The organism is Okeania sp. SIO2C2 (assembly GCF_010692625.1).
GTDB classification, from domain to species: Bacteria; Cyanobacteriota; Cyanobacteriia; order Cyanobacteriales; family Microcoleaceae; genus Okeania; species Okeania hirsuta.
Genome location: NZ_JAAHGM010000010.1, coordinates 13,372 through 39,713, shown reverse-complemented (window position 1 = coordinate 39,713; position 26,342 = coordinate 13,372). Strand labels below are relative to the sequence as shown.

16 protein-coding genes, 2 tRNA genes and 2 rRNA genes are annotated in these 26,342 nt (G+C 39.4%); 7 read left to right on the top strand and 13 right to left on the bottom strand.

The features are described from left to right. The 6 genes from F6K18_RS10850 to F6K18_RS10825 form a co-directional block, all read right to left on the bottom strand. A 23S ribosomal RNA gene (locus tag F6K18_RS10850) occupies positions 1-2,818 on the bottom strand; the annotation flags it as partial. A gap of 175 nt (positions 2,819-2,993) precedes the next feature. Next, positions 2,994-3,066 (bottom strand) — tRNA-Ala (locus tag F6K18_RS10845). Positions 3,067-3,079: 13 nt separating this feature from the next. Then, positions 3,080-3,153 (bottom strand) — tRNA-Ile (locus tag F6K18_RS10840). A gap of 117 nt (positions 3,154-3,270) precedes the next feature. After that, positions 3,271-4,758: ribosomal RNA gene (locus F6K18_RS10835) — 16S ribosomal RNA — on the bottom strand. Positions 4,759-5,179: 421 nt separating this feature from the next. Further along, a complete protein-coding gene (locus F6K18_RS10830; protein ID WP_287520775.1) occupies positions 5,180-6,460 on the bottom strand; it encodes a hypothetical protein in 1,281 nt (426 codons plus the stop codon). Between the two features lie 570 nt (positions 6,461-7,030). Beyond that, the gene (locus tag F6K18_RS10825) at positions 7,031-9,193 is read right to left on the bottom strand and encodes an NHLP bacteriocin export ABC transporter permease/ATPase subunit (protein WP_287520773.1); all 2,163 of its coding nucleotides are present in this window, start codon (positions 9,191-9,193) and stop codon (positions 7,031-7,033) included. 331 nt (positions 9,194-9,524) lie between these two features. Here F6K18_RS10825 and F6K18_RS10820 point away from each other — a divergent pair, with 331 nt between their 5' ends. The 3 genes from F6K18_RS10820 to F6K18_RS10810 all read left to right on the top strand — a co-directional run bounded on the left by F6K18_RS10820 (position 9,525) and on the right by F6K18_RS10810 (position 12,187). Continuing rightward, positions 9,525-10,364 carry a class I SAM-dependent methyltransferase gene (locus F6K18_RS10820; protein ID WP_287520772.1) on the top strand — a complete coding sequence of 280 codons (840 nt, stop codon included), beginning with the start codon at positions 9,525-9,527 and terminating at the stop codon, positions 10,362-10,364. A gap of 3 nt (positions 10,365-10,367) precedes the next feature. After that, a complete protein-coding gene (locus F6K18_RS10815) occupies positions 10,368-11,297 on the top strand; it encodes a MauE/DoxX family redox-associated membrane protein (protein ID WP_287520770.1) in 930 nt (309 codons plus the stop codon). Positions 11,298-11,884: 587 nt separating this feature from the next. Next, a complete protein-coding gene (locus tag F6K18_RS10810; RefSeq protein WP_287520768.1) occupies positions 11,885-12,187 on the top strand; it encodes a hypothetical protein in 303 nt (100 codons plus the stop codon). A 354-nt stretch (positions 12,188-12,541) separates the two neighbouring features. Here the strand turns inward: F6K18_RS10810 and F6K18_RS10805 are convergent, their stop codons facing one another. Next, a complete protein-coding gene (locus F6K18_RS10805; RefSeq protein WP_375341312.1) occupies positions 12,542-14,671 on the bottom strand; it encodes an NHLP family bacteriocin export ABC transporter peptidase/permease/ATPase subunit in 2,130 nt (709 codons plus the stop codon). A gap of 404 nt (positions 14,672-15,075) precedes the next feature. Continuing rightward, on the bottom strand, positions 15,076-15,357 hold the full coding sequence (locus F6K18_RS10800) for a response regulator (protein WP_287520766.1): 282 nt from the start codon (positions 15,355-15,357) through the stop codon (positions 15,076-15,078). Between the two features lie 870 nt (positions 15,358-16,227). Between F6K18_RS10800 and F6K18_RS10795 the strand changes: the two genes are divergently transcribed. Then, a complete protein-coding gene (locus F6K18_RS10795) occupies positions 16,228-16,695 on the top strand; it encodes a peroxiredoxin (protein ID WP_124144988.1) in 468 nt (155 codons plus the stop codon). Positions 16,696-16,956: 261 nt separating this feature from the next. Here F6K18_RS10795 and hpf read toward each other — a convergent pair whose 3' ends face one another. Next, positions 16,957-17,601 carry a ribosome hibernation-promoting factor, HPF/YfiA family gene (hpf, locus tag F6K18_RS10790; RefSeq protein ID WP_287520765.1) on the bottom strand — a complete coding sequence of 215 codons (645 nt, stop codon included), beginning with the start codon at positions 17,599-17,601 and terminating at the stop codon, positions 16,957-16,959. A 264-nt stretch (positions 17,602-17,865) separates the two neighbouring features. Here hpf and lipB point away from each other — a divergent pair, with 264 nt between their 5' ends. After that, positions 17,866-18,540: a lipoyl(octanoyl) transferase LipB gene (gene lipB, locus F6K18_RS10785; RefSeq protein WP_124144983.1), complete on the top strand. Its 675-nt coding sequence runs from the start codon at positions 17,866-17,868 to the stop codon at positions 18,538-18,540. 180 nt (positions 18,541-18,720) lie between these two features. On the opposite strand, the gene F6K18_RS10780 is transcribed toward lipB, so the two are convergent. From F6K18_RS10780 to F6K18_RS10770, 3 genes are all read right to left on the bottom strand, one after another. Next, entirely contained in the window at positions 18,721-19,227 is a 507-nt protein-coding gene (locus F6K18_RS10780) for a single-stranded DNA-binding protein (RefSeq protein ID WP_124144982.1), read from the bottom strand. 532 nt (positions 19,228-19,759) lie between these two features. Further along, on the bottom strand, positions 19,760-19,936 hold the full coding sequence (locus F6K18_RS10775) for a hypothetical protein (protein ID WP_287520762.1): 177 nt from the start codon (positions 19,934-19,936) through the stop codon (positions 19,760-19,762). Further along, positions 19,929-22,457: a mannose-1-phosphate guanyltransferase gene (locus F6K18_RS10770; protein WP_287520760.1), complete on the bottom strand. Its 2,529-nt coding sequence runs from the start codon at positions 22,455-22,457 to the stop codon at positions 19,929-19,931. Before F6K18_RS10770 ends, F6K18_RS10775 begins: the two co-directional genes overlap by 8 nt. 946 nt (positions 22,458-23,403) lie before the next feature. On the opposite strand from F6K18_RS10770, the gene F6K18_RS10765 reads away from it, so the two are divergent. Next, complete coding sequence (locus tag F6K18_RS10765) at positions 23,404-23,604, top strand: hypothetical protein (RefSeq protein WP_124144980.1); 201 nt, start codon at positions 23,404-23,406, stop codon at positions 23,602-23,604. Between the two features lie 8 nt (positions 23,605-23,612). Continuing rightward, entirely contained in the window at positions 23,613-24,350 is a 738-nt protein-coding gene (locus tag F6K18_RS10760; RefSeq protein WP_124144979.1) for a class I SAM-dependent methyltransferase, read from the top strand. 733 nt (positions 24,351-25,083) lie between these two features. Here the strand turns inward: F6K18_RS10760 and F6K18_RS10755 are convergent. After that, entirely contained in the window at positions 25,084-26,208 is a 1,125-nt protein-coding gene (locus F6K18_RS10755) for a site-2 protease family protein (RefSeq protein ID WP_287520758.1), read from the bottom strand. Positions 26,209-26,342 lie beyond the last annotated feature (134 nt).

The following is a 26,342-nucleotide window of genomic DNA, read 5'->3' as shown; positions in this document are numbered from 1 at the left end:
ACACCTATTAACGGGTAGTCTTCCCGTGACCTTACCTACTTAAAGTAGTGAGAGCACTCATCTTGAGGTGGGCTTCCCACTTAGATGCTTTCAGCGGTTATCCGCTCCGCACTTGGCTACCCTGCGTCTACCGTTGGCACGATAACAGGTACACCAGCGGTGCGTTCCTCCCGGTCCTCTCGTACTAGGGAGAACTCCTCTCAATGCTCTTGCGCCTACACCGGATATGGACCGAACTGTCTCACGACGTTCTGAACCCAGCTCACGTACCGCTTTAATGGGCGAACAGCCCAACCCTTGGGACGTACTTCCGCCCCAGGTTGCGATGAGCCGACATCGAGGTGCCAAACCTCCCCGTCGATGTGAACTCTTGGGGGAGATCAGCCTGTTATCCCTAGAGTAACTTTTATCCGTTGAGCGACGGCCTTTCCACGCAGTACCGTCGGATCACTAAGGCCTAGTTTCCTACCTGTTCGAGTTGTCTCTCTCACAGTCAAGCTCCCTTGTGCCTTTACACTCTCCGGCTGATTTCCAACCAGCCTGAGGGAACCTTTGCGCGCCTCCGTTACCTTTTAGGAGGCGACCGCCCCAGTCAAACTGCCCCCCTGAAACTGTCTCTGGGCTTGATTTAGCTCCAAGTTAGAATTCTAGCCTCTCTAGAGTGGTATCTCACCGATGGCTCCTAGTTCCCCACAAGGAACTATTCATCGCCTCCCACCTATCCTGCGCAAGAGAAGCCCGAACCCAATTCCAGGCTACAGTAAAGCTTCATAGGGTCTTTCTGTCCAAGTGCAGGTAGTCCGTATCTTCACAGACATTTCTATTTCGCCGAGTCTCTCTCCGAGACAGCTCCCAGATCGTTACGCCTTTCGTGCGGGTCGGAACTTACCCGACAAGGAATTTCGCTACCTTAGGACCGTTATAGTTACGGCCGCCGTTCACCGGGGCTTCAGTCGCTAGCTTCACTTTCGCTGACCAACTTCTTTAACCTTCCGGCACTGGGCAGGCGTCAGCCCCCATACTGCGTCTTTCGACTTTGCGGAGACCTGTGTTTTTGGTAAACAGTCGCCTGGGACTCTTCACTGTGGCCAGCTCTCGCTGGCACCCCTTCTCCCGAAGTTACGGGGCCATTTTGCCGAGTTCCTTAGAGAGAGTTATCTCGCGCCCCTGAGTATTCTCAACCACCCTACCTGTGTCGGTTTCGGGTACAGGCATCATTGGTTTATGGTGTTTAGAGCTTTTCTTGGAAGCCTGACAGATACTACTTCGCCCCCGTGGGAGCTCGGACTCACGCCTCAGCTTGGAACGTTTTCTCCGTTCCGCAACACCTTGAACGCTTACACCGGTAACCATCTTCCGGCTAGCTCACGCCTTCTCCGTCCCTCTGCACCAACCAATCACGGTACGGGAATTTTCACCCGTTGTCCATCGACTACGCCTTTCGACCTCGCCTTAGGTCCTGACTCACCCTCCGCGGACGAGCCGTCCGGAGGAACCCTTAGGGTTTCGGGGTATGTGATTCTCACACATATTTTCGCTACTCAAGCCGACATTCTCACTTCCGTTTCGTCCACACCTGCTCTCGCTAATGCTTCTTACTACTACGGAACGCTCCCCTACCAATACTAAAAGTATTCCACAGCTTCGGTATACCACTTAGCCCCGTTCATTTTCGGTGCCAGAGTCCTTGACCAGTGAGCTATTACGCACTCTTTCAAGGGTGGCTGCTTCTAAGCCAACCTCCTGGTTGTCTATGGACTCCAACCTCCTTTCTCACTTAGTGGTAATTTGGGGACCTTAGCTGGTGGTCTGGGCTGTTTCCCTTTCGACGATGAAGCTTATCCCCCACCGTCTCACTGGTGAGATTACCATCTGGTATTCAGAGTTTGTCTCGATTTGGTACCGCTCTCGCAGCCCGCACCGAAACAGTGCTTTACCCCCAGACTTTTACTCTCACCGCTGCGCCTCAACACATTTCGGGGAGAACCAGCTAGCTCCTGGTTCGATTGGCATTTCACCCCTAACCACACCTCATCCGCTCCTTTTTCAACAGAAGTCGGTTCGGACCTCCACTTGGTGTTACCCAAGCTTCATCCTGGACATGGTTAGATCACCAGGGTTCGGGTCTATAAACTGTGACTGATCGCCCTGTTCAGACTCGCTTTCGCTTTGGCTTCAACCTTTCTGGTTTTAACCTGCCACTGCCTATAACTCGCCGGCTCATGCTTCAACAGGCACACGGTCACTCGTTTAATCGAGCTCCCATTGCTTGTAAGCTGACGGTTTCATGTTCTATTTCACTCCCCTTCCGGGGTTCTTTTCACCTTTCCCTCGCGGTACTGGTTCACTATCGGTCACACAGGAGTATTTAGCCTTACGAGGTGGTCCTCGCTGATTCACACGGGATTTCTCGAGCCCCATGCTACTCGGGATACAACCGTAATTGATTCGGTTTTTAACTACAGGACTTTCACCTTCTCTGGTGCAGTTTCTCGCTGCTTCGCCTAACTTCCTCACTTACTGATGGCTGTCCCACTACCCCATCTGTTTTAACAAATGGTTTAGGCTGTTTCCCTTTCGCTCACCGCTACATAGGAAATCGCTTTTGCTTTCTCTTCCTCCAGCTACTAAGATGTTTCAGTTGGCTGGGTTCGCTCGTTCTGGCATATATATTCTGCCAGTCGTTTTTGGGTTGCCCCATTCGGAGATCTCCGGCTCAATGCTCGCTTCCAGCTCCCCGGAGCTTTTCGTAGGTAACCACGTCCTTCGTCGCCTCTGTGTGCCTAGGTATCCACCGTCAGCCCTTATTAACTTGACCACTTTCAGTCTACCTGACTGGACTTTGTTAGATGTTTGATTTCATCTAACTCCTTTTCAGTTACTTTTTACTTCTTTAGACTATGCAGTTTTCTAGGTTCTTACTGGAAAGTAGATTCCCAGCAGTCTGACTTGATTTTTTTCAGGTCTGATTGCTGAATTCTTGAGTTTTCTCCTGGAGGTAAGCGGACTCGAACCGCTGACTTCTGCCTTGCAAAGGCAGCGCTCTACCAACTGAGCTATACCCCCCGGTTTGATTAGGTGGGCTATCCTGGACTTGAACCAGGGACCTCACCCTTATCAGGGGTGCGCTCTAACCACCTGAGCTAATAGCCCATAGATGAACCATAACTCTAGTTTGAAAGTTACTTCCTACTATTTTTCCTTGCTCGACCAGGGATTCTAGATACAACAGTAATACTTTTTTCCTGTTGCTCTAGTTGGTCTCCCTTTAAAGGAGGTGATCCAGCCACACCTTCCGGTACGGCTACCTTGTTACGACTTCACCCCAGTCATCAGCCCTGCCTTCGGCATCCCCCTCTCTTACGAGTTAGAGTAATGACTTCGGGCGTGGCCAACTTCCATGGTGTGACGGGCGGTGTGTACAAGGCCCGGGAACGGATTCACCGCAGTATGCTGACCTGCGATTACTAGCGATTCCTCCTTCATGCAGGCGAGTTGCAGCCTGCAATCTGAACTGAGGCCTGGTTTTTGAGATTGGCTCGCCCTCGCGGGTTGGCTACCCTCTGTCCAGACCATTGTAGTACGTGTGTAGCCCAGGACGTAAGGGGCATGCTGACTTGACGTCATCCCCACCTTCCTCCGGTTTGTCACCGGCAGTCTCTCTAGAGTGCCCAACTTAATGATGGCAACTAAAAACGAGGGTTGCGCTCGTTGCGGGACTTAACCCAACATCTCACGACACGAGCTGACGACAGCCATGCACCACCTGTGTTCGCGCTCCCGAAGGCACTCTCAAGTTTCCCTGAGATTCGCGACATGTCAAGTCCTGGTAAGGTTCTTCGCGTTGCATCGAATTAAACCACATACTCCACCGCTTGTGCGGGCCCCCGTCAATTCCTTTGAGTTTCACACTTGCGTGCGTACTCCCCAGGCGGGATACTTAACGCGTTAGCTACGGCACTGCCTGGGTCGATACAGGCAACACCTAGTATCCATCGTTTACGGCTAGGACTACTGGGGTATCTAATCCCATTCGCTCCCCTAGCTTTCGTCCCTGAGTGTCAGTTCTGGTCTAGCAAAGCGCTTTCGCCACCGATGTTCTTCCCGAAATCTACGCATTTCACCGCTACGCCGGGAATTCCCTTTGCCCCTACCAGACTCTAGCTTTGTAGTTTCCACTGCCTGACCAGAGTTGAGCCCTGGGTTTTGACAGTAGACTTACATGGCCACCTGCGGACGCTTTACGCCCAATCATTCCGGATAACGCTTGCCTCCTCCGTATTACCGCGGCTGCTGGCACGGAGTTAGCCGAGGCTGATTCCTTTGGTACCGTCAGAACTTCTTCCCAAAGAAAAGGGGTTTACAACCCTAAAGCCTTCCTCCCCCACGCGGTCTTGCTCCGTCAGGCTTTCGCCCATTGCGGAAAATTCCCCACTGCTGCCTCCCGTAGGAGTCTGGGCCGTGTCTCAGTCCCAGTGTGGCTGCTCATCCTCTCAGACCAGCTACTGATCGTCGCCTTGGTATGCTTTTACCACACCAACTAGCTAATCAGACGCGAGCTCATCTCCAGGCAATTTATCTTTTACCATTAGGCTCATCCGGGATTAGCAGAAGTTTCCTTCTGTTGTCCCAGACCTGAAGGCAGATTCTCACGCGTTACTCACCCGTCCGCCACTAACCCCGAAGGGTCCGTTCGACTTGCATGTGTTAAGCAGACCGCCAGCGTTCATCCTGAGCCAGGATCAAACTCTCCATGATGTTTGATGCTCTAACTTTTTTTCATAGTCTCTTGACTATGAGGTTTTTTTCTTGTATCAAGGATGAAAGAACTACGTTCTCCATCCTCATTAATTATTTTCAACAAGGAATGTAGTGATGTTAAACTTTCAAACTATTGAGTTGTCTAGGTTCTGGCGTTGGTTGGAGGTGTTTGCCTCTCTCCCTGCGCATTTACTAATCTAGCAACTCTACCTTTGCATGTCAACCCCTTTGAGCAAACTTTTTGATTTTTAGTAGAAATATAATCCTTACATCTCATGTCTGGAGAGGTTTTTGTGCGCGACGATCGCTTCATGTTCACAGCGGCTGGACTCTGGAATTTCTACCTGATGGCAGCATAATTTAATGATTGAAAGGTAGAATTTTCCATTTAACTTTAAGGTTTTATTTCGCGACAAGTCTAATGATGCCAGTCTGAGTCAGTGTAAGTCTCGGAAGAGATAATACCATGACCACTCTCGTTTGAGATATAGAAAGAAAGTTTCTTCTTTACTATCCCGGCTGTTGTCACTTTCCCGTCATCAGTATGTTGACTAAAGAACCTATGAAAGCCATCAACTTTTTCCGCTTTAGCCCAACACTCTACAGTAAAACTGTTATCTTTGAAGATATCCATTCTCTCGTCAGTGTTGGCAACAGTTACAGAGGATTTATCCTCTTTACCCAAAAACCGCAAAGCACTTTCAGCAGCACCTCCTTTCTCAGTAATCAGAATTAATGGTTTCTTAGTAAAAGGACAACTTCCTGGTTGACGTTCAAACACTGCACTCTGATATTCAGGGTCGGGACTGGTATAACGCCTGGTGCCAAAGGTATTAAATAGTCCATCCTTGGCCACTTCAATATTAAAAGAGTCCAGCAAACCAGTCGTATTGTTATAGCAAAAGATTTGCCAACGTTTCTGCTCATTTATTTGGGTAGGCAGTTGCAGCACAGAAAACATTCCCTTGTGCATTTTCCCGACCAAACTCAATTCTTGAGTCGGTTCGTAGAATTTATTTTGTGCCATATCCTCAGTACCCAAAGTATCCTTATTACTCTGGCGTAAAGTCTTATGTTTGCTCCGTTGGTAGCGAATTTCTAGTTTGGGCTGGAGAGTTGGCCCTTGTTCTCCTCCCAATGAGAAAACAAAGCGGTCTACTAAAAGGGTTTGATTGGCAACTGGCACTGCCTCGCCATTTTCTTTGTAGACATCGTCGCGATTTTTATCTCGAGTCCCCCGTTCTCCTCTTCGTTGTCCAGTGGGATATACCATGAGCTTATGGTCTTCAGCAATAGCTTGCCGGAAAAGATATATGTAACGACCATCGGAAAAGATTTGGAAGGGTTGATCGGCGGTTAAAAAAGCTGTGGTTGACAAGAATGGGTCTTGGTCTGTGTTATCAATGCGACCTTCTTGTAATTCTTCAGGTAATTCTTCAATATTATCCTGCTTTTTCACAATGGGCATGGGAGTGGGATAAAACAATGCATTACCTACTGTAGTTATCTCTTCCGGGAAAGAGAGGAGACGTGGTTCGGGGAGGTCCACGGGAGCTTGCATAGAGTCGAGGACTGTGTAGTAGATTTTGCGGTCATCGTCCATGGCAAAAGCTATGACAAACCCACTATGGAGAACTGTAGTGGTGTATTTGTAGTTTTTGTCGGTGAAAGTGGTACGGAATTCTTGATAAATACTCATAAATTGTGAGATTGTCCTTTTTTTAGATAATCACATTACCCTTGGGGAAGTTAATATGTGACCAAATTTCTGTTATCTTCAATAATACTAAATCCGGTTACATGAACCAGCTATAAAAGATATTCAGTTGCTTGGGTACTGTTCACATCCCATTTTTCTACCAGATTGTCCTGTATTGTGGACTTATATAGAATCCGGTTATATAGTGTATGTTGATAATTCTATAATTACTTCAATATTTAATCTCCCCTACTCCCCCACTCCCCTACTCCTCTACTCAAGATATGGGTTGAAAAGTTTTTGAGGAATAATATTATATCATGTCCGGATAATTAGTGATAAAAAAACTTTCTCCTTCTTCATTCTTTCTACCCTCCTGTCTCCTGTCTCCTGTCTCCTGACTCCTTCGTCGTTTATTTATATAGCAATGAGCGCTGGTATATTTACAAATTGTAGTAGGGGCAAAAGAGCTAGAAGTCTTATCTGATCGGCAATTTATTCCCCCTGTTCCCTGTTCCCTGTTGCCTGTTCCCTGCGCACAGCGCTATAACTGTTCAACCGGACATGATATTACATCTGTCGCGCCATCAAATTAGCAAAGAACCCCTCCCGATTTGCCAATTCTTCAAAACTCCCATGTTGTATAACTTTTCCCCCTTGCAAAACATAAATTCGGTTAGCATTACGAATCGTACTCAACCTATGAGCAATAACTATCCTAGTTACCCCCAACTGCTCTAAACTCTCAGTTACTATAGCTTGAGTACGATTATCTAAAGCACTTGTCGCCTCATCAAAAATCAAAATTCTGGGTTTCAAAACCAACGCTCGTGCAATTAATAACCGTTGTCTTTGCCCACCAGATAAGTTTCCTCCTCCCTCGGACACAATAGTATTCATTTCCATTGGCATTTCTTCGATATCATCTGCAAAACCCGCCATTTCAGCCGCTTCCCAAGCATCATCTACCGTTACTAACGCCCCGCAAGCAATATTCTCAAAAATAGAAGCACTATTGAGTCGTACATTCTGCAACACCACCCCTAACTGTCGTCGCACTCTTGATACATCCAAGGTTGATAAGTCGCGTCCATCATAATAAATAGTTCCTGCTGCGGGTGTTTCAAATCCTAATAGTAACCGTACAATAGTTGATTTTCCACTGCCAGAAGGTCCGACAAGAGCAATAAATTCTCCTGCTTCTGCTTCAATAGTAATATCATTAATAATAAGTGGAGTATCTAGACGATATCTAAAACTAAGACGATCTAGTTTTATCCTACCAGAAAGTTGCCCTGGGTCATATTTGTTGATGTCTACTTCCGGTGTTTCTGCTAAAATGGGTTGAGCGCGTTCCCATAATATTGTGATTTCTATAATATTGACGATGGTTTTGCTTAAGTTTGTCGCTCCACTAATAAATGTACCGAATGCAGTGTTAAAAGCTAGAAATGTTCCTATGGATAAACCTGTTTCCTGTGTTTGAATTAAATAAACAGTTAATGTAAACAGTAAAATAGAGCTTACTGTTGGTAGAGCTGTGTTGAAGGCAGTAACTAGGTCTTCAATAAGTTGGTTGCCGAGCATTAGTCTTGCTTGTTGGCTGTATTTTTTTGCCCAATAAGCAAAAGCACGTTCTTCGGCACCAGCAACTCGTAGTTTTGACACTCCACCAATGAGTTGCACTGTTAAACCGAATATTTCTCCCGATATTTCTTGAAAGGAGCGTAACTTGCGACGAGCGATCGCTCCTGACCATAAGGTGACAAGACTGGTGAGACAAGCGATGGCAAAAGCGATGAGAGCAAGGGGAAAACTATAGATGAATAGTAATATTAAATTCAGTAGGGAGAAAAAGCTGGTGAATATTGTTGTGAGGATAGTGCTAGTGAGTACATCGCGAATTTTACTGATAGCAGAAACGCGGTTTTCTAAGTCTCCTGTGGAATATTCGCGAAAAAAGGCTGGTGTGAGTTTGAGGAGTCGGTCCCATATTGCTGCTTGAATGGTGGAGCTAGATATGGTTTTTAATCTGAGAGTAATAAAACCGCGAGTTAATTGAAATATGCTGACTCCAAAACTTGCTGCTAACAAACCCAAACCTATTTCTATTAATAATTTTTCGTTGGCATCGGGAATAGCGTTATCAATAATGATGGCTGTAGCTACTGGTGTCAACATTCCTAATAAGGTAGCTATGACTCCAGTGGTAGCAACTGTTAGTAAATCTTTAAATCTACCTCTAAAAGCTAATTTGAAGATATCGAAGGCTAAAATATCTCTATTGGGAAAAGGGCGGTAAAAGGTGTAAGCTATTGATGCTAATTCTTGAGCTGTATCCTGGTTGAGTGGAATGCGGGTAAATTCTATGGGGTCAACAATTTCATAGTTTGCTGTTTTTAGTAGGGCAACTGGTCGATTTTTGACTTCGTTGTATGCTAATAGAGGTCCGCAGTCTTGTTGCCACCATTTATTTGTGAGGGTGACGCGACGGGTGCGAATATGGGAGGCACTAGCGATCGCTTCTATGGGGTCTTCCCATCCTGCTTCTGTTTCTTCGGTTTCTATTTTTGGTGTATAATTAACAGTTATGCCTAATGCTTTGGTTACTATACCGAAGGCAATTAATAGGGGAGTACCTGTTTGGGGTATTTGACTGAATTCCGGTTGCAGCACTGATGCTAATTCTATTAGTGCTTCTTGTGTCTTTTGTCGGTTTAAGTTTTGATTCATAGTATAGCAGGGAACAGGGAACAGGGAACAGGGAACAGGGAACAGGGAACAGGGAACAGGGAACAGGGAATAGGGAATAGGGAATAGGGAATAGGGAATAGGGAATAGGGAATAGGGAATAGGGAATAGGGAATAGGGAGAAATAATTAATAATTTATGGATAATAATTAATTTTATTTTTTGTTGGAGATGTAGACATAATATTTAATTGTTGTTTTGCTCAAAACTATTGTTATTATAAATTATAGTAATCATCATGTTGATGAGGTACAAACTTATATGATTTTAGGGTAAAAAATTCTATAATTTACAAATAAAAAGGAGTATTTTGTTGAATAATTACTATGATAAAATAGCACATTTATACGATGCTACTAGACCTTTACCAAAGTTAGTATCAGAAAAAATTACTGACTGTATTCTGCAATTGGTAGAAGCGACTCCTCAGACAAAATTTCTGGAACTAGGAATTGGTACGGGGCGAACTGGATACTCTATTGTTCAACGGGGGTATTCCTACACAGGAATTGATATATCTCAGGAAATGATAGAGCAGCTATGTGGCAAGTTCTCAAAAATGCCTGAAAATCTTACTTTGCTTCAGGGCGATGCTTCTACTTTACCTTTTGAGAATAACTTTTTTGATGTTGTTTTGACTGTCCATGTACTTCACTGTCTTCAAGATCCTCTTGCGGGATTAAATGAAATTCGCCGAGTATTGAAGCCAAATGGAGTGTATCTGTCTTGTGAAAATCTCATTTCTTCTTATCAGAAAAACTTTGAAAATATACTCAGAAAAATTCTCAGTCAATACCAGCTAGAATCTAGTCAAAAATCTGCTTCTAAAATAGAGACAAAACCCAATTTTTTTGGAGAAGGAATGAGGCAATTACTATTATATTTAGGGGCAACAGTAGAAACGGTAACTGCTGCTCGATGGCAACAATCTCATACTGTGGCAGAGCTATTTGGAATATATCATTCACGAGCATTTGGGATATGCTGGTCAGTTCCTGATGAAGTTTTTTCGATTGCTATGCAGGAGTTTAAAGAATGTCTAAAACAGTATTACAACTCCTTTGAAGAAATCCTCTATGATGAAGTAAAATTTAATATCACAGTTGTTCATAATTTTAGTAAACTATCAACCTTATTAGTAGAAAAAATCTAGAATATGATGTTATTTATGTTAGCTCCTACCGCCTCAACTATAGTAGGTAGTATTTTTCTTTTTACTGGCATTGCCAAAATTATAGAACCTTGGAAATTTATCCAACATATTGCCAAACTAGATTTAATAAATCCTCAATTAATTATACCTATTTCCCTCACATTTACTGCTATTGAATCAGCTTTAGGAATTGCTTTAATCTTAAGAGTTTTACCAACCATAATCATGCCATTAAGTATTTTATTATTACTTAATTTATCAATGCTTACTTACTGGAGTACATCAACTGGTAAAACTGAAGATTGTGGTTGTTATAATGGTTGGTTAAAAATTACTCCTACCCAAAGTTTAATTCTCAATGCTATTTATATTTTTCTGTTAATATTTGCTGAATTTTTTGGTCTCTATCGACCTACTGTTTTGTGGCAATGGCTGGTAGTATTAATAACTTTTATTATTAGCTATGCTTTAGCTGCTGGCTCCCTAGAATATATGCAAGAAAATGGTCGTCCGTATCTTGATTTTACCCCTTTACAAGAAAACATAAAATGGCGGTTAGAATGGCTGGGAGAAGATTCAGAATCTCTAATGTCTGGGTCTGTAATTGTGGTATTTATGAGTCCTGAATGTTCCAAATGTAAACATTGGTTAGGTGTGTTGAAGTTAGTACAATGGCAAGATGATTTACCAGCAATAGTAGGATTAATAGATACTGAAAATATTCAAGAAGGTCAAGATTTTGTAGATCGTTATTTTTTGAATTTTCCCGTTGTTGCAGTAGATAAAAAGTTCTATAAAAAATTGAAGATAGAGGTAGTACCTACAGCAGTTGTTTTGAAAGATGGAGTTATTCAAGAAAAATGGATTGGGTTAATGCCAATGTGGTTTATTAATAAAATTAATCAGGGGGAGAATAGCTATAATCGAGTTTAGGAATTTATAGTAGATTGAAGGTAAATGAGGTACAAAGATGAATGTTCATTAATTGATAATTGATATGGATAATTGATAATTACCTCTGGTTAAAACCGTTACGGAATTGAATATAAGGAAATATTATTTCTTCTCTTGATCATCATTATTGGTGAGGGTGGTAGGTAAGCGATCGCTCATCCACACCATCACAGTAAGTTGATTTATTTTTCAAGTCAACTGTTCTCAGAACATTTATGTAAGTCAATTAAAATTTTTTTAAATAATCAGATGAATGGTCAGACGTTTTGGGTAAATAATTAAATATTATTTCAAATTGACAGAGCTTTTAATCCCCTTTGATCATCCAACTTTTTCATCAGATTAAAATTGATCATATCTGTGACAAGTTCAACTAAATATTCCCCAGCTATCACCCACAATTTACCATACATACCTAGGCAAAAATTGCTATGTCTTCTATCTTTCCGTCCCAGTTCTGTTAATCTACAAATGTAATTTTGATACCCAGATTTTTTGATTAATTTACCATGGTAACATCAAGCTGTATAAGCAATAGCTATAAGTAAAATTAAATTGGTCAAACCTTGGGTATTAGCTTGACTTCCCTCCAAATTATACCCACCTGTTTTACAGTCTTTAAACATAGCTTCAATAATGGCAGCGGTGATCGCCTGAGAAATATTGTCTGTTTCATCCCGAATAGGTGTAGTCCAGACTTCAAGCGGGATAATTCGATCTGGGTAATGAATTTCTATATCCTCACATTGAAGAAGGAGACAGGAGACAGGAGACAGGAGACAGGAGGAAAATTACATGGGGATTCGCTCCCCCAAGTAATTTTGAACACGACCGTTGACGGTGGGGTATTAAACCCACAAAGAAAATGATAAACTGTTTCTCCTGCCAGCGAACGGACAATTGGCAGTTGTTATGAAGGATACAATATATATAGGACTACCATATTATTTGGCGTTGCACAGTGACGAATGATTTGATATTTTTGATTGAATTGGATTGTGGATTAATCAATTGCTAGAATGATTAATTAATGGTTATTTTTAGTTAAAATCTAAACCAATTTTTGGCAATATCATTCCATAATGTGCAACCCCTATTATTTTTGATTAAACTAGAATTTACGCAAAATCAGAGCGTTATACGCACTTCTGTGATATAATGTGCGTTGCAAAACACCCTGCAGGTATGTCTATCCGTAAGTCATGATCAGATCATTTCTCTGATTACCCTTCAGAACTAATCAACCCCCGATAAACTCCCTCTTCCTGCAACATTTCCTCATGAGTACCGCGCTGCACCACCTCGCCATATTCCAAAACAATAATCTCATCGCAATCACGAATAGTACTCAACCGATGCGCTACAATAATACAACTACATCCCCGACTCTGCAAATTATCAACAATCATTTTCTCTGTTTCCGCATCCAAAGCACTCGTTGCCTCATCCATTACTAATATTGTGGGATTATTTACCAAAGCACGAGCAATTTCTAACCTCTGTCTTTGACCCCCACTTAAGTTTGCTCCTCCCTCCAATAACTCACCATCGTATCCACCAGGAAATGCCATCACTGCTTCATGGATAACGGCATCTTGACAAGCTTTCATCAGTTGAGTCGTTGATATTGTCGGGTTCCACAAAGTTAAATTATCGCGCACCGTGCCACCAAATAAAAATATTTCTTGTTCCACCATCGACAGAGAATGAGTTAATACTGTGGGCGAAATATTCTCTCTGGGAACACCATCAAACAAAATTTCTCCCTCCCACGGTTGATACAAACCACAGATTAATTTGGCGATCGTCGATTTTCCCGAACCACTACCACCAACTAATGCTATCTTTTGCCCTGGTTGCAACGACAAATTCAAATCTATGACTAAAGGTGGATCTACCTGTGAATAGCCAAATGTAATATTCCTTAATTCTACATAACCCTTGAGTTTTGAGTCTTCAAATACTTGTTCTTTTTCCCCTTCAGCTTTTTCCCCTTCAGCTTCTTCTTGGGTCTCATTACTCAATACATCATCAAGTCGATTCAAATCTCCTTCTAATTCCTGGAGAGTGCTGCTAAAACTAACCAAAGTATTTACAGGTTCCTGAAAATTTAACATCAAACTCTGAAATGCTACCAACATTCCAATACTCAGTTCCCCTTCCATGACTCGCAAACCACCTACGACTAATACCAATACTGATGTTAGGGATGATAAAAATGTTGGTAAAATCTCTAAAGCTTGATTTGTCACTTCCAACTGTTGTTGAGTATTCACAGTTTTCGCATAATATCCAGACCACCGAGAAAAAAAGTCTGACTCCAGCGCCGATGCTTTTAGGGTTTCCATACTTTGCAACCCTGCAATACTTGCCCCTGCAAGTTTACCTTCGTCTTGTACTAACCGCATATTGGCATCTACCCGTTGCCGAGATACCCACTGCAAGGCTAAGATATTTACCGCAGCAAAGCTAATTCCGATTAAAGTTAGTACGCGGTCATAGGCAAACATCACCAACCCATAAAATACTATCATCACTGTATCAATAACTGTAGTTGCTAACTGACCGGAAAGCACCTGGCCAACTTCATTATTGATCTTGACGCGATCGCTAATTTCTCCAGCATATCTTTGGGCATAAAATCCTACTGGTAGTCGCAGAACATGCCACATAAACTGACTAGACATGCCTACAGATAATTTAATCATTAATTTTCTCAGGTAGCGTAGTCGCAATAAAGTCAGTAAAGTTTGTAATATCATGGCGATCGTCATTCCCAAAACTAGGGGACGCAACCAGTTAGTACGATTTTCCACAAGAATATTATCAACAAATATCTGGCTAAATACTGGTACTGTCAAACCGGGAATTACTAGCAGAAAGCCTGCTATTATACAATAAATTATTGCCCCTAAAGATGGTCGGAGTCTTTGATATAATAATGGGATGATGCTTGGTTTACGACCACTTTTTTCAAATTCATCTCCGGGTTCGATAGTGAGGATAACTCCGGTAAAGCCTTCATCAAACTCATCCCAGGAAACTTTACGAGGTCCTGTAGCAGGGTCATTGAGGAAAACTTGATGTTTATTAAATCCTTCTACGACTAAGAAATGATTAAATTCCCAAAATACAATGTAGGGGGGAGATATTTCGTCAAGTTGATCGAGGGTTTCTGCTTTGAAACCATTTGCTTCCATTCCGTAATTTCTGGCAGCACCAACTATTTTAGATGCTTTGCTGCCATCGCGGGAAACTCCACATTCTTGTCGGAGTTTGGCTAGAGGTACAATGCGACCGTAGTAAGCGAGGATGATACTGAGGGCAGCAGCACCACATTCAACGGCTTCCATCTGAATAATTGTAGGGGTTTTGACTCTTTTTTTTTCATTTTACTTAGAAAGAAGAAGTAATATTATGTCCGGTTGAATAGTTATCAATAATGAGGGAGCACTCAGGAGTCAGGAGTCAACCCACCCCTCGCCCCTCCCCCTCCCAGGAGGGGAAGTCAGGAGTTAGGAGGGAAGAGTAGAAGAAAGTTTTTTGATTACTAATTATCCGTTAGCGCAGCTCCCCTGGAAGGGGGCACATGATATAAGGGTAGTCCTAAAAATGTCAGGATATTAGTTGTTACATCCCTTTAATGATCGGAAGGTAGACTAGAAAAATCATTACTTGTTTACCACTACCGATATAAGAAGCAGTACTATAAATAGCTACAAACTTAATTTGATTACTCTATTTAAACATCCGATCATTACTCAAGTTGTAATACGGATTTTAACTGGTCAATTTTCACGGGTTTAGAAATATAATTATTCATTCCTGAATTTAAACAAATTTGGCGATCTTCTTCCATTGCATTTGCAGTCATGGCGATAATATAAAGTTTTTGGCTATCTGGAAAATGTTGACGAATCCAACAAGTAGCTTCTACCCCACTCATTTGTGGCATTTCCATATCCATTAAGATAATATCATAGGATTTACAAGGACTAAAAAGGGGGAAAGAATACTTCTTTTGATTAGAGAATAGCAAAAAATAAATTATTCAATTTTTGGACTACCCCTACTCCCTTAAATTCAGTGCAATGAAATATTTTTTGACTCGGAAGTCCTTTACTTATTAAACTAACATAATAGTAATTAATCGACTCAAATTGAAAACGCAAAGCAAGTGATCGCCAATTAAATCTGAAGAATAGTAAACTTCTATCTAGGGTTTGCTGAAAAAGTCTTTTTGTAGGGGGTAGGAGGACTGAGTCAGGAGGAATAATTGTCTGATCTTTGTCTCTCTAGGTTTGCTGAAAATTATCACATTTTCAGCTTTTTGGAACGAAAAACTTGCATTTTTTCCGTAAAAAGGCTAAATTTATTACAAATAAAGGCTTTTTAGAGTTATATCATGTACTCTTGAATACTTATACTTTGGTGGAAAGAAGGCAGAGGGCAAAAGGCCTTTATGTTCAAGGGTTTCTTCCAATTGTGACTTAATTCTATACACAAACGATGCTACCGGACATGATATTAATCAGCAAATCCTTCTATTCTATAATTACTTATTATCTCCACTTAATTAGGGATAGAACTCCGTTCCGTGCTCCGCGTTACATGTCGCATTTGCGTTTTGCTGGCGCACAACTGCGTTAACGCTGCGCGACATTTTTGCCCAGCATAACCTTAGCGCAGCTCCGACCCAGGAGATAGGATGCGTTGTGCGCCAGCTAAACAAAAAACTTTCTCCGATCTTTCTTTGTCTTCTTTCCTTCTCGTTCCCTGTCTTGAACGCAATTTTTCCTTCTTCCCTCTTCCTTCTTCTATAATTTTCCTAATCCTAATAATGTACGCTAATATAACAAAAAGTTAACATTATATGTATGTCCAAAAAAAATGGACTCAAAACTTAAATATGGCAGTTAAAGTAGGAGATCGAGCACCCAATTTTACCTTACCATCCCAAGACGAAACCCCAGTTTCTCTATCTAACTTCCATGGTAAGAAAAATGTTGTCGTTTATTTTTATCCCAAAGACGACACACCTGGATGCATTAAAGAAGCTTGTGCATTTCGAGATAAATATCAAGTCTTTACAGATGCTGGTGCTGAAGTGATTGGTATTAGTGGAGACTCTCAACAGTCTCACAAACAATTTGCTAGCAAGTATAATTTACCCTTTACTCTTTTAAGTGATACTAGCAACAAAGTCAGAGAATTATATGGTGTTCCTGCTACACTTTGGATACTGCCGGGTAGAGTTACTTACGTCATAGATAAAGAAGGAATTATCCGTCATATCTTTGACTCTATGCTCAATTTTGAAGCTCACGTTGAAGAAGCTTTAAAAACATTAAAAGCAATACCTGCCTCAAGAAGCTAGAAGGCTTTCATCAGAGACTTACGCAAAATTCTCTATTATCCCATAACCCCAGTGTAGGGCGCATTGCAACGCACCCTGCAATTAGAATTTTTGCGTAAGCTCTAATTGTTAAAATGAATCACTCAGAGATTAGTGAATATACCAAGGAACAAGTTGCTTAGGACATAGACTGATGATGAACCTTAGATAGGAAAAATTTTTCCCCCTGTTCCCTATTCCCTATTCCCTATTCCCTGCTATAACTCCAATTCTGATATCATTCTAAACCTCAGCAGATTCAATACCTGCTACTTCATCAGTATTATGAGCTACTTTCCCATTGCTACTATGACCATTAGTAGGTCGTGGTTGAATTAAACCATAACCACCATGATGATAACGTTTGTAGATCACATTAATTTCGCCTGTTGCAGCATTGGAAAACATATAGAAATCATGATCGATAAATTGTAGCTGCTCTAGTGCTTCTTCTACCGTCATCGGAGACATAGCAAAATATTTCGTCCGTACTACTTCACTAGGTAACTCCGGTTGGCGATCGCCAATCAAATCCTGCTCTACTGGTTGTGATTCAATCATCTCAACAGTTTTAGCTTTACTCACCTTGGATTGACGCTTTTCTTTATACTTTCTTAATTGGCGTGCAATTTTATCTGCTACTAAGTCAATACTAGCATACAAATTCTCGCTACTTTCTTGGGCACGAATGACTGTACCGTTAGCGTAGATAGTTACTTCTGCTGTCTGCTTAGGATTTATCCGTGGGTTTCGAGCTACTGACAGATGTACATCTACCTCTGTAGTGAGTTGTTGAAAATGGCTAACTGCTTTTTCAATTTTTTGATTAACATACTCGTGAATGGAATCGGTTATTTCTATATTCTTACCCTGGATAACAAGCTTCATAAGCTCCCTCCGCTAATGTTTGGGATTTACTATTTAGAGTAGCACTTTGTATTCTCCCTAACATCCTATCTTTAAAATCCTTTGCATCCCTTGACATTTCTTGATTTTTTTGGCTTGAATTTAGCTAAATTTACAAGGGTAAATTTACCCTTGATTGTTTGGATAATTCACAGTACCCAAACTGACTCCTAACTACTCTAGCTATATAACTCAACTATTAGATATTGGTATTTCATCACATTGTCCACTTCAAAACTCTCTAACATGCTTTCTCAAGATAATCCCAAGTTACCTCCCCCTTGCCATTTAATTTGTCCAGGATTAATCAGTTACTCAGTGGCCTGGGAATGGCAACAATCACTTGTCCAACAACGTCGTAATTGTCCAGAATTGACTGATGTCCTAATATTATTAGAACATCCACCAGTTTATACTTTAGGACAAGGGGCCACATTAGATTTTCTCAAATTCGATCCCAGTCAAAATGAATATGAACTTTACCGAGTGGAGCGAGGTGGGGAAGTTACATATCATTGCCCTGGTCAACTGGTGGGTTATCCTATTCTCAATTTACGACGTTATCAGCAGGACTTACATTGGTATTTACGACAACTAGAAGAAGTATTGTTACAAGTGTTAGATGTCTATGGTCTCGATGGTGAAAGATATCCAGGTTTAACAGGGGTTTGGTTAGAGGGAAGAAAAATAGCAGCTATGGGGATTAAAGTTAGTCGTTGGATAACTATGCACGGTTTTGCTCTAAATGTTTGTCCAGATTTAGTTGGTTTTCACAGAATTGTACCTTGTGGTATTTCTGATAAATCTGTAGGTAGTCTGGCAGAGTTTATTCCTGGTATTACTATAGATGAAGTCCTTCCTCAAGTAGCTGCTGCTTTTACTAAAGTATTTGGAGTCGAGTTAATTTGCTATTCGAGTTAATTTGCTATTAATGTTAAAAAGTGTTTCGGTCTATAATGCGGAACAAACAGCTGATAGGCAAGGGGATGCGCGACCCCTCCTCAAATTAAACGACAAGCTAATTAAACGACAAGCTAGAAGTCAGGGATTTAAACCCAAGCTTTCGTACTCAAAGCTGAGTGCTGAAATGCTGAGAGCTAGTTAAAAAGGTATAGGATCGGAGTCGTCTGGAGGTGATTTCTCTTCTGGTATATTTGGTTTTGATTCTTCGTTGAAAGTAGAGCTACGACGAGACTTTAAATCTACAACATTATTATAGTTTTGCTCTTGTGGTTGTGTCTGAGTTACAGTTCTTTTACTAGGTTGATTTTTGGATGTTTGACTATCATCTTGAGTCATAGCTTCAGGACTAACAGGATATATTCTGGAAGCTGTTAATTCAGCTCGTTTTTCTTTAAAACCTTCTGGTCGTTCAATAGTATTCATATTCAAGCGACCTTCCACAATTACAACATCTCCTTCGTGGTATTGTTGACTAACTTGTTGAGCTAAATCTCTCCATGCTACTACTTTTAGTACAGCAGGTTTTTTTTCTACTCCTAAATTAGAAAATTCCACCATCATTTCTGCTACTGGTAATTGAGCATCTGCTGTGTAGCGAAGTTCTGGATCTTTGATAATTTGTACCATCAATATACAGCTATTCATTTTGATTTTTAACTATGACTAATTTAACAAAGTAATCAGTAAATAAATTGTAGGGGCATGTTTAACCGAAAGCTTTGACTTAAGCGCAATGAGTTCTAATAACCCGCCCTCTAATATTGAGTTTATTTCTGCTCACCTATCTTAACTTATAATCCCCTTCAAATATTGAGTTTATTTCTGCTCACCTATCTTAATTATAATCCCCTTCAAATTAGCAAAAAAAAGGAAAACAAAAACAAGATAATTATAGCAATCTTATTTGAGTTTAGAAATATTGTAGATTTTAGGAAACAGGGAACAGATATGGGAGAAACACTGAAGCAATAAAACTATCACAAACGATTTAGGATTGCTATAGTAATCGAAGGAAAGGTGAGGATATATCAAAAGCTGAAAACTCAGACAATGCCATATTTTCCCTTCTTCTTTCTTCCTGATAATTAATTATAGTAATCGAAGGAAAGGTGAGAACATATCAAAAGCTGAAAACCCAGACAACGCCATATTTTCTCTTCTTCTTTCTTTCTGATAATTAATTATAGTAATCGAAGGAAAGGTGAGAACATATCAAAAGCTGAAAACTCAGACAACGCCAGATTTTCCCTTCTGCCTTCTGCCTTCTTCCTTCTTCCTTCTTCCTTCTTCCTTCTTCCTTCTTCCTTCTTCCTTCTTCCTTCTTCCTTCTTCCTTCTGCTATACTATCAACCATTTAGTTTCTTCCCAGTCATAAATAAATTCACAAAATCATTAATTGTATTGCGGTAATCCCTCAAAGTTTTATCAACCCAATCTCGATCGTTACTATCTGCATAAATATGTACTAAGGGTTCTCCAGCATCCGGTAAAACTAATACCCAATTATCATTTTGATGATTAATAATCTTTACTCCATCAGTTAATTCTAATTTTTCTGGAGAATTAGTTTCTACTAAATACCGCATTAAGGCACCTTTTACTTTCCAAGGACAACGTACTTTATAGGAACGATGAGTAACAGCAGGAATATCCGCACTGATTTGTCCTAAAGAGCGCTCTTGAATAGTCAACATTTCTATTACTTTAGCGATACAAAACATGGCATCAAAACCAGGATGCAATTTAGGAAAAATAAATCCCATATCACCACTCCCACCTAATACCACATTATGATTAATTTGACAAGCCTCCATTAATGCCGTGGGATTTGCTTTTGTCCGAATCACATGACTATCGTGACGACGAGCAATTTGTTCTACTGCGGCAGAAGCATTTATTGGTACTACTACTGCACTACGCGGATGAGCGGTTAACATCAAATTAACCATTAGTGCAGTTAACATTTCACCACGAATAGCAGAACCAGTTTCATCTACTAATATTAATTGTTCTCCATTTGCTGTTACTTGAACTCCTACATTTGCTTGTAAAGCTTCTACCACCCGACCTAATTGATCTAATAAACTTTCTTTTTCTTCTTGCCCTAAAGAAGTCTCTTTTAAGCTAGCATTTAGAACTACAGCATCACAACCAAATTTAGCTAATAATTGTGGTAATATTGCTCCGGAAACACCATAACAATAATCAATTACTACTTTAGATTTACTATAGCGAATTGCCTCAGAATTAAGCAGATTTTCAAAGCCTTTACTATAAGCATCTAATACTTCATGACGATAAACCATTTTGCCAATTTCAGGAATTTGTACTCGGCGTAAATCTTCTTTAAAATATGCTCCCTCTATCTTTTTTTCCTTCGCTTTAGAAAGATTAATTCCTTGAGAATCAAAGATTTCAATTAATATTTGGTCTGAGCGGTTAGGAGAAAGACGTACATGAACACCACCTACAACATTCATAGTTGGTAAAATTTTTCTGGCAATAGGAATTGCAGTAGATTCTAAATTTATTACGTTCACTCCTACTGACATTAAACCCGCAATTAAAGACCGAGAAACCATCCGAGATATACTGCGTTGGTCGCGAGAAACTGATATTGTTGAACCAGGCTTTAAAGTAGAACCATAAGCTGCTCCTAACTTCACCGCAAATTCTGGAGTAATATCTATATTTGCTAATCCCTGTACCCCTCGTTGTCCAAACAAATTTCTCTGGGCAGTTGTCCCCCAAATCAAATTAATATTCAGAGTAGCTCCAGATTCTACTTTTTTACTAGGCCATACTCTCACATTGGGACTAATTTGAGACTCTTCTCCTACAGTAGATAATGAACCAACCACAGCACCTTCTAATACCTGAGCGCGACGGTCTATCCGCGCACCTCGACAAATTACACAAGCTCTTAAATTTGCATCCTCTCCCACCAGTGCCCCATTCCAAATAATCGGGCGCTTCACATCAGCATCTGCACCAATTGTGACATTATCTCCAATCACACTACCTGCTTCAATCTGCACTCTTGGGCCAATTCTACAGTTATCTCCGATTAAAGCTGGTGTCTCAATTTTAGCTGTCCGGTCAATATAAGTATTTTCTCCTGTCCAAAGTCCAGGCGATCGCTCTTGATAAGCAAAATCAAGTTTTACTGTATGTTGAAGTGCATCATATTGAGCTTCCCGATAGGCATCTAAATGTCCGACATCACACCAATAACCTTCTGCTATATAGCCATACATTGGCTCATTTTTATCTAACAATAAAGGAAATAATTCTTTAGAGAAATCACTTTCTTGATTAGCTGGTAGATAGTTTAAAATTTCTGGTTCTAAAATGTAGGTTCCTGTATTAACAGTATCAGAAAATATTTCACTGGTAGAAGGTTTTTCTAGAAACCTTTTTATCCTCTGTTTTTCATCTGTAATTACCACTCCAAATTCAACAGGGTTAGGCACACGAGTCAGCACCAAAGTAGCTTTTGAATTATTTTTTTTATGAAATTCTATAGCTGTAGTTAAATCAAAATCTGTAATTGTATCTCCACTAATTACTAAGAAAGTTTCATCGAGAAGTTCAGCAATATTTTTTACACAACCAGCAGTTCCTAGAGGTTGTTCTTCTTCTACAGCATAAGTCATTTGTACTCCAAATTGACTGCCATCTTGGAAATATTCACGCATTACATCAGGTAAATAATGTAAAGTAGCAATAATTTCCCTAATTTGATGTTTTTTTAATAAATTAATAATATGTTCAGCTATTGGGCGATTTAAAATTGGTACCATTGGTTTGGGAAGATCGCAGGTCAGTGGTCTGAGTCGTGTTCCGGAACCTCCTGCCATTAATACTGCACGCATAATTCCTCCTTTGTTATTGATTTTGTCTTGCTATATATCATTCATTCATACTAATTGACACTCCTTTGATATGATTGTGTCAGATAACAAACAATGGGTCAAAACTAATTATTTCCTCTACAGGTATTGTTTGAAAAATAAACAATACTGTCATTAAGATTTTATTTATTTACTTTGACAAAATTTTTGTTTAAATTTTTGATCTAAAATTTTACTTCAAAATTTTTTTTCAAAATCAATCAAACTCCAGGAATAATCATAAATTTTAGACATAGCAATCATTATAAAAATTAAATTTTCCCTGAATTTTTATGACTTTTCTATTCCTCACTCCCTATTAGGGGAATAGCTGTAGAAAAATTTTGTGAAAATATTATCTAATTTTAATTATGTAATCATTAAGTATATATAGTGTTTTTATTTAAGATGTAAATCTAATTTGAGATTTTTATAATAAAAAAAGTTTGTCGGTCGTTCGCCTTATATCCTTGTGTTTGCTACTATTTAATTCTTTTTTTCCTCCTTTAGTATTTCCTCCATACCTTTTTCATAGCAATTGGTCTCCAGATCCCAGATAAAAATGCTATAGGTCAAATTAATCTAGAAAATGATTGTTTAGAAAAAATAGAAGTTAGGCAATTTTTTCCACCTCGTCTGAAATTTTGTACCTCAGTTTTATATTTTTTTACCGAAAAATTGTGGGTATGCGCCTCCCTTTTTAAGGGGATAATAAAGAAAATTTTTCCTTTGAGTCAATCCTATCCGTTTTCAAGGAGAGGTAATTATTAATTATTAATTATTAATTGTTGAAACCCACCTACTTACCTATATTACCTATATTGGTTATAATAATATGATGAATATTAAACCTAAAGTCCAATTAAAATTAATTACATAATTATATTGGGCTACACTTGAAAAATTGACCTTTTAAGAGTTTTGTGCCATGAGTACGTTAATTGGCCTGTTATTACTGGTTGTATATGGAGGTGGAATCTGGAAATTCTGGAATGGGTTTGAACAGACGAACTTTTCCAAGAACTTTCAGAATCGTTTGATATTATCTATATTGTGGCCTGTTTTATTAATTGGTAACAAATCTTACCGTAAGAACTTTACAAAAGCTCTGAAAGGTTCTAGACGATAGAAAAATAAATGTCCAAAAAAAAGTCTGCCTTGTCCTCAGATGGGGACCAATCTTCCTGGTTCGCTCAAAAAAATTTAGATAATTGGCATACTCAAATCATCGCAGTACAGAGTCGCTTTGATCGAGATTACCGAGGAGAGTCTTTTGAGTTACCCTCGGAAATTGAAGCAATGCCAATATTTCATGATTATGCCTCCGGTAATCTCACAGCAAAAATAGTTTCACCTTTTTGGGAAATAGCTAAACCTAAGAAAAATCAAAAATGTTTGGATATTGGCTGTGGAGTGAGTTTTTTGATTTACCCTTGGCGTGATTGGGAAGCTTTTTTTTATGGTCAAGAAATTAGTACAATTGCCAGAGATAATCTAAATCACCGAGGCTCTCAACTAAATTATAAACTATTTAAAGGAGTAGAGTTAGGACCTGCTCACCAATTAAATTATCAAGCAAATGAGTTTGACTTAGCGATCGCTACAGGCTTTAGTTGTTATTATCCCATAGATTATTGGGAAGAAGTACTTAAGGAAGTAAAACGCATTCTTAAACCTGAAAATAACTTTGTTTTTGATGTGCTTAACCCAGAACAACCATTAGCAGAAAATTGGGCAATTTTAGAAACTTATTTAGGAGCAGAAGTATTTTTGGAACCTTTAGAAAATTGGGAAAAAATGATCGACGCTATGGGCGGAAAAATAGTAAGGCGACAACCTGGAGAATTATTTCAAATGTATAAAATCAAATTTTAATTAGTTAAGAAGTTTGAGTAGGAGATTTCTCGTTACAGAATAGTGTCTTCAAGATATAGCAGAAGGAAGAAGGAAGAAAGAAAAATATTGTCTTGTCTGAACTTTAAACTTTTGATCTATCCGCGCCCTTCCCTTTGATTGCTATATATTATATATTCTAAGGAAAGTAAATTAAATAAGACCGGAAATTTCTGTTTTAGGTCTGATCAAACCTCTTAAAAGTAATTAATTTTATCTGGTTTTAATTGATTTTCATTCCTTAGTTAATTAACAAAAATTTTCTCTCTAATTCTACAATCTTCTCACTCTTTCTCTATTCCCGATTGTTTAGATATACAAGAAAATTTCAATTTTAACATTCATATCTATGTTTTGAACGACACCACATATTCTCTGCCAATAATACGAATTTGAAAAAAGAATGTAGTCGAATAATAAGTGTAATTAAAAGACACTGGTATAGAAGCCATTCATTCTGACTCCTATTTCACATTCATATTTTTGTTTTGAACGACACCATATATTCTCTGCCAATAATACGAATTTGAAAAAAGAATGTAGTCGAATAATAAGTGTAATTAAAAGACAATTGCAGGAAATGTTCCTTTAACAAAAAAGAGAATTTATGAGCGAAAAATTGGTATAGAAGCCATTCATCTAAGCTCCTGACTCCTGACTCCTGACTCCTGACTCCCACGATCTAACAGATTAAAGATTTTTCTATTCCATTCACCTAAGCAGATTTTACCTTAGCTTTGTTTTCCAACAGACTCCTAATTGAAGCTTTTTCAATTAACCCAACTAAAACACCGTTTTCATCAATAACAGTTAATTCATTAATTTGCTTTTGTTCCAACAAAGAAACTACTTCTAAAAGAGAAGTTTTAGCTACTACAGTCTCCATATTTGTTACAGGTTTCGTTAATTCTTTTACCATAACTAAAGGCCACTCAGAGGTATTAACTACTTTCAAATCATCAACGTTAATTACTCCTACTAATTGATCTACTTCATTAATAACTAAAAACTGTTTTCTACTATCTTTCCCAATTATATATTCATTCACAAATTCTCGTAGAGAAAGACTAGCTGAAACAATTGGGCGATCGAGAATAATAGCATCTGCTGCAGTTAAGTCTGCAAGAGTACCTTGGATTTCTGCATATTGGGCAGAACGACCAGCATTTTGTAGTAAAAACGAACCAATTAGAATATTCCAAATATTAGGAAAACTACCAGATAAAAAAGTAGGAATCAAACTAGAAACTATTGCCAACCAACCAAATACTTGACCTACTCTACTAGCAAAAATAACTCCTTTGTAAGGGTTATTTGTGATTTTCCAAACAATGGATTTGAGAATGTTTCCACCATCGAGAGGTAAGCCAGGAATTAAGTTGAATAATGCTAAAACTAAGTTGATGTAAGCTAAGAGTTGGAGAATTGCAGCTAATGGTCCGTTGATGGCTGTAAATGTATTAATTATAGTAAATAAACCAAATAAAACTATACTTACTAACGGACCTGCAATTGCCACCGAAAATGCTTCTCCAGGAGTTTTTGATTCTCTATCTAAACTAGCTAAACCTCCAAACAAAAATAAGGTAATTGATTTTACTTCTATTCCTTGAGATAGAGCAACAAAACTATGACCTAACTCATGAGCTAAAACAGAAGAAAATAATAATAATGCCGCTATTAATCCTAATATCAATGGTAGCATCCCAGTCAATTCTGGAAATTGCTCTGCCAGACTGCTACTATAAGTTAAAGTAACAAGAACTAAGACAAGGAACCAGGATGAGTTAATATAAAATGGTATACCAAATAGATTGCCGACACGAAAAGATCTATTCATAAATTTTTCCTCTAAGTTAATAATCTTTAAATTAAGGGAATTTTTTCCTCTTGAGAAATCTATATATTTACTGTAACAAAATGTAAATCAGCTTTGTAGTTTCTTAATATAGTGGTATCCCTCCCTCAATGTTC